The following is a 9,986-nucleotide window of genomic DNA, read 5'->3' on the forward strand; positions in this document are numbered from 1 at the left end:
CAAGCGGGACAAGGGGTAGTAGTCTCTAATTATGGTGCGTTGATGGAACGAATTATTATCAACCATAGCGATCCTAATACAGTTGCCCCTTCAGGAGAGCGATCGAGTAAAGATATTCCCCATCCCTGGTTGAGCGATCGCAACGTACGTCAGGCTTTAGCTTTGGCTGTAGATCGAGATACCATAGCAGAACAATTGTATGGAGTGACGGGAAAAGCTACCGCTAATTTTTTAGTCGCGCCACCTGAATATGCGTCTGGCAATACTAGTTATGAATACAATCTGGAAAAAGCCCAAGAGTTACTAGAACGAGCGGGATGGAAAGATAGTAATGGTAATGGGATTCGGGATAAAGATGGTAAGGAAATGCAAATGCTATTTCAAACTTCTGTTAATCCCCTGCGTCAAAAAACTCAAGCAGTAGTCAAACAAGGATTGCAATCGATTGGTATGGGAGTAGAGTTAAAAAGCATTGACCCTAGCGTCTATTTTTCCAGCGATTCGAGCAATAACGATACGGTAGAACATTTTTATGCCGACTTGCAGATGTTTACCACTGGCAATACTAGCCCCGATCCTGCTGCCTACATGAATTTTATGACTTGCGACCAAATTCCTCAAAAGGCGAATAATTGGTCTGGGGATAATAATTCTCGCTACTGCAATTCAGAATACGATCGCCTGTGGCAATTGGCTACCAAGGAATTAGATCCCCAAAAACGCCAAGAATTGTTTATCCAGATGAACGATATCTTAATTACAGACACGGTAGTAATTCCTTTAGTGCATCGTGCCGATGTGATGGCTTTTGGTAATAGTTTGACTGGCTATCAGCCTACAGCTTGGGATATGCGGACTTGGGATATTATGAATTGGAAGCGAAAGTAAGTACTCGTGCAAAATTAATTTGGTGATTAAGCCTTCTAAATGGCAAATAGCAGTAGTTTTAATGGTCGGCATTATTGGGGTATCTCTAGCTGCGATTTGGATTCGTTTGGCAATTGATACGGTTAACCCAAGTAACAAAGTTGGCTTTAGCTTGTTTTTGGCAGCTTCTCGGTTAATTGTAGCGGCTGCAATCTTATTACCCAGTTGGAAAAACTTCGATCGCTCTAAAATTGGTTTGGTTAGTTTGGTTTATGCCATCCTGGCAGGAATCTGTTTGGCAGCCCATTTTGCTACTTGGATCGCTTCTTTGGCTTATACTTCCATTGCTGCATCGACGGTGCTAGTTACCACCAATCCGATTTGGGTAGGGTTAATTAATTGCTGGTGGTATGGAGAAAAACTCAACCGCAAACATATTTTCGGTATTGCTGTAGCTTTAGGTGGCGGAGTGATTATTGCTGTGGGCGATGGCAATTTGGGTGGTAGTTATAGCAATCTTCTATTAGGAAATATTTTGGCTTTAATTGGGGCTGTGATGGCTAGCTTTTATATTGTGTTTGGTTCTCAAGCTCAACGTCAAGGCTTGAATATTGGTAACTATATTGCAGTGGCTTATTCCACCGCAGCTATATGTTTGTTTCCTCTACCCTTACTCTATGCAACCAGCTACGCTAACTATCCTGCTGTTGTATATTTATATATTCTACTAATGGCAATTATGTCTCAAGCGATCGGTCATACTAGTTTAAACTGGTCGATGCGCTGGATTTCTCCGACTTTAGTGAGTTTGGCTCTTTTATTTGAACCAATCGTGGCTAGTTTGGTTGGCGCGATGGTTTTCCAAGAAATACCGACTTTAAATTTATTCATTGGTGGCATTGCAATTATTATGGGCGTAATCATTTACCTTATCGGCAGTTTGAGTAATTAATAATTAACAACCGTACGTGCGGTTCGCGAACCGCCCCCTACCAACTAATGACTAATCAAGGATTATTTATCGGTCTGACTACTTTAGATTTTATTTATTCCAGCCAGACTTATCCCCAAGCCAATCAAAAAGTAGTAGCTCAAGAGTATTTAACCGCAGCAGGAGGTCCTGCTACCAATGCTGCCATAACCTTTAGTTCCTTCAATAATCGGGCAAAATTATTAACTGTTTTAGGACAACATCCTTTAACTAAATTAATTCAAACAGATTTAGCAGATTACTCTTTAGAATTAACCGATTTGATACCAGAAAAAAAAGATAGTCCTCCTGTATCTTCTATTATCGTTACTTCAACTACAGGAGAAAGATCGGTTATTTCGATTAATGCTAAAAAATCTCAAGCTAGTAAAGAAAAAATACCTCAAGATATTTTAACTGGAATAGATATTGTTTTAATTGACGGACATCAAATAGAAGTTAGTTCTATTATTGCTAAGTTAGCTAAACAAAAGCAAATTCCAATAGTAATTGATGGTGGCAGTTGGAAAGCAGGATTTGAAACAGTACTTCCCTATGTCGATTATGCTATTTGTTCGGCTAATTTTCTTCCTCCTCAATGTGGCGATACTCAAGATGTATTTAAGTTTCTAGAACAAATGAAGATTAAAAATATTGCCATTACCCAAGGAGAAAAACCAATTTTATGTTGCGATCGCGGTAAATTTTCTACTATACCCATACCTGCAATTGAAGCAGTAGATACTTTAGGTGCGGGGGATATTTTTCATGGGGCTTTTTGTAATTTTATTTTAACCGAAAATTTTTCAACAGCTTTATTTTTAGCTGCCAAAACTGCTAGTAAGTCTTGTCAATTTTTTGGCACTAGAAAATGGATATCTAATTAAACTGAGTTCGGTATAAAATAGATTTTGACTAATAACTAATAACTAATAACTAATAACTAATAACCAATAAACTAGGGGAGAGATCGCGATCGCTGGTAAAAAAGAGCCAACCCGAATTTTCACTAATTCTAACAGATTGCAACCAATTGCCATAATAATCAAGCCTCCAACCCCAGTAATCAGCAGTAAATAGGGGCTATTTTCGACATCTGGGACAGAATTAGCCAATAAACCCACTAAAAGTGATAAACCACCCTGATATAAGAGAATCACTAAAGTTGAAAAACCCACTCCTACCCCATAAATATTAGCCAGAGCGATCGAAATAACTCCGTCCATAGTTGCCTTAATAGTTAACAACGTATCGTCTCCAGTCAAGCCATTATTAAAACTGCCAATTAGAGTCATAGGTCCTACGCAAAACAGCAAGCTACTGGCGACAAATCCTTCGGTAAATCTGCCTTTGCCTTTAAATTTTTGTTTTAACCAATCTCCCACAACTTTCAGTCTTTCTTCAATCTGCAACCATTCTCCGACAACTCCTCCTATTACTATTGCCAAAAGACCCAATACCGCCCCATCAATATTTCCTGCTTTTACTTTACCCATACTATTTGCCATGCTCAAACCAATCCAGATGGTTAGTAAACCAACTCCCTGAGTAATAATAGTTTGTATTTTTGCAGATAGGCGGTTTTGAAATAACAAACCCAAACTCGTCCCCAAGAAGACAGTAAAAATATTAATCCAAGTACCGCTTGTTTTCGTCCAAAAGTCTAAATTCAAAATAATTTTAGTTAGAGATTAAATAAGATTGACAATAAAAATGTAGAGACTTTAAAACAAAAATCTCTACATCTAAATAATTAAAAATTCTGATTCAAAAGACGATCGCTTATCAATTAATAAGCATCTTGTAATTCATAAAATTCGGGGGATATATAATCCTTTCTTAAAGGCCAACCAATCCAGTCTTCATTCATCAGAATGCGTTTTAGGTTGGGGTGTCCTTCATAAACAATTCCGTACATATCATAGCTTTCTCGCTCTTGCCAATCCGCTGCTTTCCAAATCCAATATACCGAAGGTACTTTCGGATTATCTCTGGGAAGGAATACTTTTAGGCGGACTTCCTCTGCTTCTTCCACATCATCACCTACTTTAATTAGATGATAAAAACTCACTAGTTCTTTCCCAGCACCCAAATCATAAGCACCCTGACATTGCAGGTAGTTATAACCGTAAGCATATAAAGCTGTAGCAATGGGTAAAAGCAATTCTGCATCTACCTTAATCATTTCTACATTAGAAGTATCGGGGGCAAGAGCTTCATTGTCAAAACCATTTTCGGTCAACCATGTAGAAGTTTGACCCGCAACAACTAAATCAGATCCTGCTTCTTCAGGGTTTTGGTTTTCTGTTTTATCGACTGCCATCTTCTACCTCCTCTGCTGCTGATTTGATCGCGGGTAAAGGCATTCCCATTGCCTCTGCCAATTCTCTTGGAGGTGCTTGACGGGCTTCTGATTGGATATATTTACCAGTCAAGATAGGTTCTACCGCTTTCATATTGTGGGTAGTGCTGTAATAGCGATGAGTTTGTTCTAATACTGTTGCTCTTTCTTGCAAAGATTCATTGGAAACTTTTTTGCGTAGCTTAATGATGGCATCAAAAATAGCTTCGGGACGAGGAGGACAACCAGGAATATAAACATCTACTGGAATTAACTTATCTACTCCTCTAACTGCGGTAGTAGAGTCAGCACTAAACATCCCTCCAGTAATCGTACAAGCGCCCATCGCAATTACATATTTGGGTTCGGGCATCTCTTCATAAAGACGAACCAAAGCAGGAGCCATTTTCATGGTAATCGTCCCTGCGGTAATAATTAGGTCTGCCTGACGAGGACTAGAACGAGGTACTAAGCCATAACGGTCAAAATCGAATCTAGAACCAATTAAGGCAGCAAATTCAATAAAACAACAAGCCGTACCATACAACATAGGCCACAAACTAGAAAGCTTCGCCCAGTTGTAAAGATCGTCTACCGTAGTTAAAATGACATTCTCTGATAAATCTTGAGTTACCGATGTGGGATTAATCGGATTGAGAATTTTTTCTGGAGTATTTTTTTCAAATATTGGGGAATTCATGACCATTCTAAAGCTCCTTTCCTCCACGCATAGACTAAAGCAATTACCAAAATGGCAATAAAAATAAGGGCTTCCACAAATGCTAGCAATCCCAAACGATTGAAAGCTACTGCCCAAGGATATAAAAATACAGTTTCTACATCAAAGACGACGAAAACCAAAGCGAACATATAATAGCGGATATTAAATTGAATCCAAGCACCACCAATAGGTTCCATCCCAGATTCATAGGTTGTTTGGCGTTCTGGCCCGCCGTTACCAGGTCTTAGCAATTTAGAGGCAGTTAAAGCCAGTGCTGGCACTGCACTACAAATGAGTAAGAAGCCTAGAAAATATTCATAACCGTTGAGAACAAACAATTTTTATTTCTCACTCCCTATGTGGATTGTGTACGTCGTTACTATACTTATTAACTTTTACTAATTGTAATGGAATCCACCCATTTTATCTTGAAAGTCATGCTAGAGCGATCGCTCTAAACTGTTATCTAGGTCGTCCGATAATAGTCTCTAGTCATAAAACAGTCTTCAGTCATAGCTTGTTGAACTAATTTTCTGAGGATAAAATTGAAGCGTATTCGATCGATATTTGGCGTTGCTAAATTTTATTTAAGCGGTAATACATAATTCTTCCTCTAATAATTAAAGCGATCGCTAGCCATATATGTTAGTAATCTAACCTTTGAGTTTTAAGGAAGCGATATCTTTATTTTCTAAGTTTTAATTTTATGGAGTCTAGGGTCAAAAACTATGCAAATTCTTAACAATAAACAAGTGAATTATTGCAATCTTGCCAGACAAAAGTTAGACAAACAAGAATATCTACCAGGAATGTCGTTTCAAAACAAACTTTATATTAAAGAAAAGTTTTTTTCACTAGATGATAAATCCAAAGCAGTTGAATATTGCAAACAAAAATTTCTCGACTATAAGGGGGAAAAATCTTATGTCTTAGTAGAAGATAGTGTTGGCTTGTTAGTTTGGGTTGAAGAAAAAACTGCAAAAATTGTTGGCGAAACAGATCCCTTAGATTTTATCAAAGAAATTGATTTAGAAGATTTAGTTGCTCAAATGCGTAGTGTAGGAGGAATTAAGATCAAAGATCGTCAACATCATTTTAGAACTTATAAGCAATGTATAGTTGGTAGTGAAGTTTGTGAATATTTGATTAATAATTTAGAACTTTCGGTAGAACAAGCGATCGGATTAGGACAAAGATTAATTGATGAAAAATGGATTCATCATGTTGTGGATCGACATCAATTTAAAAACGAGCCTTTATTTTACCGTTTTTATTGGGATGAAAATTAGAGAGGGGATATACTTGTCAGGATAGTTTTTTGACAATCTACAAATAATCTTTCAAGGCTAAATTGTGGAAATGATTTAAGCTATCCTTCTATTCTCCAATTCCCCAATTCCCCTAAAAATCATCTTCTAATTAATTTTATCCACCTACTTAGTTAATGATGTTACGCAGTAAGATGAAAAATCAGATGTTTCAATCTCTATCTAGAAATGGAACGATAAAACCTTTAACCTTTCTCAGTCTCAACAAATAAATAAGTGCGTAACATCAGCATCTAAAGAACTAAGATTTATAATGTCACAAGGAAACAAACTGACCTCTGACCCCTCACCCCTGACCCCTAACCCCGTCTGGGCAGACTAATTTGTTTCTTAGGAGTTAGTTATTTTGCTGGCTGTTGGGTTTTGGCTTCAATTTCTTCTAAAGTTTTCAGTAGGATTCGTTTTGCTTCCAACTGCCAACCCCATTTTTGAATATTAAAAGCGATCGGAATAGCAATAGCAGGGGCGAGAAAATCTATTGGTTGCTGTAAAGAAATGCCAAAAAGTAATCCCAATCCTCCAATTCCCCAAAAAGGCAAAGCTACATTTTGCCGTTGTTCGGCAACTAATTTACCAAAGAAATTTTGAGGCATTTGTTCGAGCAATGCGTTTTTAACTTCTTTTTGCTCTGCTGGAGTTACGGAAATACCAATTTTGCGTCGCAATCTTTCTATCTTACGAGCATCAGTACTATACTGGGTTAGCTCGTCTTCAGCCATGAGAATTAATCGTTCTAGTTGAGACATTATACTTGTTTTGATAAAAAAATATTGAATTTAGCTGTATCGTTATTAAGACTATCATTAATCAAAGATTTTGTTACTAAAAACCAGAGTAAAAATGTAACTATAATTATTGTTTTTTAGACGTTAAAGATTAAAAATAAAATGTATCTTTTAAAGATGGATAAATGAATCAATATAATCTTTCTTTGGGTCGATATTATGGGGCATTTTTGGCTTGGGCAATAATGTTAACGGAAGTTGCGCTCGCTATTCCTCCAGAAAATCCTTTAATTTTAGATCGCCAAGATCCCCTAATTCCCCAAGGATACGGCAAAAGAGAACTGAGTTCTTTTGAAAAATTTCGGATCGAACGAGAAATATCCCGCTTAGAAGCAATGGCTGAGTCGGAATACGCTCGCGGGAATCTAGATCTAGCTATGGAATTGTGGTATCGCCAACTAAGATTGACTGGCGCGATCGATCCTCAAGCTGAAATTGTCAGTCTGGGAAAAATTGGTGCGCTCGCTTGGCAAGAAAATCGCAGTCAAGATGTGAGAAATATTGCCAATCGTTTGATTGCTATTCAATCGACAATAATTGCCTCTGAAGGTTTGAATCCCAAACTAGGAAAAGATTTAGCAGTTGCTTACCAGAAAGTAAGATATTTGGATCGGGCTATAGATGTTTATCAATCGATTTTAGCCGAGGAAAACCAAGGACTAAGTCCTTTGGCAGAAGCAGAAATTGTTAATAGATTGGGAAAGCTATATTTAGCTATCTTTGATTATCAAAATGCTGCTAAGATTTACCAGCAAAAACTCCAAAAAAATCCTCAAGCAAAAGATCGAGAATTTCAACTTCAAAGATTAATTAAAATTTACGAGAGAGGAGGAGCAAAAAATAAAGCGATCGCTACTAGGAAGCTTTTAATTAAACAATATCAGCAAGCAGAAAAACAACAGCCAATACTAGCTTTGAAAATGGCAAATGCTAGGGATTTAGAAAGCTTGGAAAAATCAGATTTAGCGATCGCCACCTATCAAGAAGTATTGGAAGTAGCATCTACATTGCAACAATTAGCTTTAGCAGGAGAAGCTCTAAATAAAATCGGACATTTATATCAACAACAACAAGAATTTGAAAAAGCGATCAAGATATATCAACAACTACTCGTCGTCCGACAACAAGCCGATAATTACTATGATGCGATCGATACTTACGATATTTTAGGCAAAATCTATCTCCAATTAGAGCGACCTCAACAAGCTAAAAAGTTCTGGGAATTAGGTTTAGAACGAGCTAAGACTCTCAATTACAAAGTTAAATATTTTCAACAACAACTTCTTTTATTAAAAAAATAATGACTATATAGTTGCCCATCAATTTTTGAGACTTGTCGAACTTGTGTGTTGTAAGATGTGAATTAGGTTTTTTATAGTGCGATCGCGCAATTTTAATTCATCAAGCACAATATTTGCTTTTATTTTTAAAATATGACTAATAGTAAAATGGACACTAAAGCGTTTAAACGTTCTTTGCAACAGTCAGATAACTACCACCGTCGTAGTTTGGGACACGCTGAAGAAGTAGCAGGAACTATGAATAGCGAGTATCAAAGCGACTTGATCCAAGCTATTCGCGATCGCAACTATCGCTATGTCAACGGAGATGTAACTATCGTTTTAGCAGAATCCTTTGGCTTTTGTTGGGGAGTTGAAAGGGCTGTAGCAATGGCTTACGAAGCTAGAGAACATTTTCCCACAGAAAAAATTTGGATCACTAATGAAATTATTCACAACCCTTCAGTAAACCAGCGTTTGCGCGAAATGAATGTTGGTTTTATTGAAGTTATTAATGGAGAAAAAGATTTTAGCGTGGTCAATTCGGGAGATGTGGTGATTTTACCCGCTTTCGGTGCTAGCGTCCAAGAAATGCAATTACTCAACGATAAAGGCTGCAAAATTGTGGATACTACCTGTCCTTGGGTATCTAAGGTGTGGAATTCCGTAGAAAAACATAAAAAACGCGACTATACTTCCATTATTCATGGTAAATATGCTCACGAAGAAACTGTAGCTACTAGTTCTTTTGCTGATCGCTATTTAGTAGTGTTGAATTTAGAACAGGCTAAATATGTAACTAACTACATCCTGAATGGAGGCGATCGAGAGGAGTTTTTAGAGAAGTTTAAAAATGCCTATTCCGCAGGCTTCGATCCCGATACCGATCTCGAAAAAGTGGGGATTGCCAATCAAACCACCATGCTAAAAAGCGAAACCGAACAAATTGGCAAACTGTTGGAACAAACTATGTTAAAAAAATATGGTCCGACAGAATTAAACGAACATTTCATGAGTTTTAACACTATTTGCGATGCAACTCAAGAAAGACAAGATGCCATGTTTGATTTGGTTAAAGAAGACTTATCTTTAGCAATTGTGATTGGTGGCTTTAACTCTTCCAATACCACTCATCTACAAGAAATTGCCTTGGACTACAATATTACCTCCTATCATATCGATAGTGTAGAGAGAATTATAGATCGCGATCGCCTAGAACACAAACCTCTAAAACAAGATATTGCGATCGCTCGTAATTGGCTGCCCGAAGGCAAAATTACTGTAGGTATAACTTCTGGAGCTTCCACTCCCGACAAAGTAGTAGCAGATATCATTGAAAAAATCTTTGAGTTAAAAGCAATGGCAATGGTTTAATTTAAAGTAGAAAAGTTTAGTAGGGTGGGCGACTGAAGGAAGTACTTTAGTGCAATGCCCACACTACGGCATATCTGTCACTATTTGCCCAACCAACGTCAGGTTAATCAACTTTTATCAGAGAAGACGATTTCTTTAACTGCGAAATATTCTGATTACCAGTACAAAACATCACGGTTTTAATTTCTGCAATTAATAATTCGCAAGCCTCGTCTAATGCTGTTTCTGAGTCTGATGCAGCTTTTAAAAAAGGAAAAGCCAAACCCGCTAAATCTGCCCCTAAAGCGATCGCTTTTGCTGCTTCCAAACCATTTCGCAAA

General features: G+C 37.5%; 12 protein-coding genes. 6 read left to right on the forward strand and 6 right to left on the reverse strand.

All coding sequences use genetic code 11. The features are described from left to right. The 3 genes from AC33VI_RS02450 to AC33VI_RS02460 all read left to right on the forward strand — a co-directional run. Nucleotides 1-888, forward strand: an 888-nt coding sequence (locus AC33VI_RS02450; protein WP_491780682.1) for an ABC transporter substrate-binding protein, incomplete at its 5' end; no start/stop codon positions are given. 25 nt (nucleotides 889-913) lie between these two features. Then, a complete protein-coding gene (locus tag AC33VI_RS02455) occupies nucleotides 914-1,819 on the forward strand; it encodes a DMT family transporter (protein WP_491780692.1) in 906 nt (301 codons plus the stop codon). Between the two features lie 47 nt (nucleotides 1,820-1,866). After that, nucleotides 1,867-2,724, forward strand: a complete 858-nt coding sequence (locus AC33VI_RS02460; protein WP_491780683.1) for a sugar kinase — start codon at nucleotides 1,867-1,869, stop codon at nucleotides 2,722-2,724. Between the two features lie 42 nt (nucleotides 2,725-2,766). Here AC33VI_RS02460 and AC33VI_RS02465 read toward each other — a convergent pair whose 3' ends face one another. From AC33VI_RS02465 to ndhC, 4 genes are all read right to left on the reverse strand, one after another. Further along, nucleotides 2,767-3,510 carry a DUF554 domain-containing protein gene (locus AC33VI_RS02465; RefSeq protein ID WP_491780684.1) on the reverse strand — a complete coding sequence of 248 codons (744 nt, stop codon included), beginning with the start codon at nucleotides 3,508-3,510 and terminating at the stop codon, nucleotides 2,767-2,769. Nucleotides 3,511-3,626: 116 nt separating this feature from the next. After that, nucleotides 3,627-4,160 carry an NAD(P)H-quinone oxidoreductase subunit J gene (locus AC33VI_RS02470; RefSeq protein WP_491780685.1) on the reverse strand — a complete coding sequence of 178 codons (534 nt, stop codon included), beginning with the start codon at nucleotides 4,158-4,160 and terminating at the stop codon, nucleotides 3,627-3,629. After that, nucleotides 4,147-4,884, reverse strand: coding sequence for a photosynthetic/respiratory NAD(P)H-quinone oxidoreductase subunit K (gene ndhK / locus AC33VI_RS02475; protein ID WP_491780686.1), 738 nt, complete (start codon nucleotides 4,882-4,884; stop codon nucleotides 4,147-4,149). The genes AC33VI_RS02470 and ndhK overlap by 14 nt, the downstream gene beginning before the upstream one ends. Next, on the reverse strand, nucleotides 4,875-5,237 hold the full coding sequence (gene ndhC / locus AC33VI_RS02480) for a photosynthetic/respiratory NAD(P)H-quinone oxidoreductase subunit C (RefSeq protein WP_491780687.1): 363 nt from the start codon (nucleotides 5,235-5,237) through the stop codon (nucleotides 4,875-4,877). The genes ndhK and ndhC overlap by 10 nt, the downstream gene beginning before the upstream one ends. A gap of 390 nt (nucleotides 5,238-5,627) precedes the next feature. On the opposite strand from ndhC, the gene AC33VI_RS02485 reads away from it, so the two are divergent. Beyond that, nucleotides 5,628-6,188 carry a mechanosensitive ion channel protein gene (locus AC33VI_RS02485; RefSeq protein WP_491780688.1) on the forward strand — a complete coding sequence of 187 codons (561 nt, stop codon included), beginning with the start codon at nucleotides 5,628-5,630 and terminating at the stop codon, nucleotides 6,186-6,188. A gap of 380 nt (nucleotides 6,189-6,568) precedes the next feature. Here the strand turns inward: AC33VI_RS02485 and AC33VI_RS02490 are convergent, their stop codons facing one another. After that, nucleotides 6,569-6,973, reverse strand: a complete 405-nt coding sequence (locus AC33VI_RS02490; RefSeq protein WP_491780689.1) for a hypothetical protein — start codon at nucleotides 6,971-6,973, stop codon at nucleotides 6,569-6,571. 164 nt (nucleotides 6,974-7,137) lie between these two features. Here AC33VI_RS02490 and AC33VI_RS02495 point away from each other — a divergent pair, with 164 nt between their 5' ends. Further along, nucleotides 7,138-8,313: a tetratricopeptide repeat protein gene (locus tag AC33VI_RS02495; protein WP_491780690.1), complete on the forward strand. Its 1,176-nt coding sequence runs from the start codon at nucleotides 7,138-7,140 to the stop codon at nucleotides 8,311-8,313. 147 nt (nucleotides 8,314-8,460) lie between these two features. After that, a complete protein-coding gene (locus AC33VI_RS02500) occupies nucleotides 8,461-9,666 on the forward strand; it encodes a 4-hydroxy-3-methylbut-2-enyl diphosphate reductase (protein WP_491780693.1) in 1,206 nt (401 codons plus the stop codon). A gap of 103 nt (nucleotides 9,667-9,769) precedes the next feature. Here AC33VI_RS02500 and AC33VI_RS02505 read toward each other — a convergent pair. Next, nucleotides 9,770-9,986, reverse strand: a 217-nt coding sequence (locus tag AC33VI_RS02505) for an alpha-hydroxy-acid oxidizing protein (RefSeq protein WP_491780691.1), incomplete at its 5' end; no start/stop codon positions are given.

This window comes from Waterburya sp., assembly GCF_058530065.1.

What these genes read in the sequence shown, in the direction of transcription:
- AC33VI_RS02460 (WP_491780683.1), top strand. Translation starts at nt 1,867, where the DNA reads ATGACTAATCAAGGATTATTTATCGGTCTGACTACTTTAGATTTTATT.
- AC33VI_RS02470 (WP_491780685.1), bottom strand. Translation starts at nt 4,160, where the DNA reads ATGGCAGTCGATAAAACAGAAAACCAAAACCCTGAAGAAGCAGGATCT.
- ndhK (WP_491780686.1), bottom strand. Translation starts at nt 4,884, where the DNA reads ATGGTCATGAATTCCCCAATATTTGAAAAAAATACTCCAGAAAAAATT.
- AC33VI_RS02485 (WP_491780688.1), top strand. Translation starts at nt 5,628, where the DNA reads ATGCAAATTCTTAACAATAAACAAGTGAATTATTGCAATCTTGCCAGA.
- AC33VI_RS02490 (WP_491780689.1), bottom strand. Translation starts at nt 6,973, where the DNA reads ATGTCTCAACTAGAACGATTAATTCTCATGGCTGAAGACGAGCTAACC.
- AC33VI_RS02495 (WP_491780690.1), top strand. Translation starts at nt 7,138, where the DNA reads ATGAATCAATATAATCTTTCTTTGGGTCGATATTATGGGGCATTTTTG.
- AC33VI_RS02500 (WP_491780693.1), top strand. Translation starts at nt 8,461, where the DNA reads ATGGACACTAAAGCGTTTAAACGTTCTTTGCAACAGTCAGATAACTAC.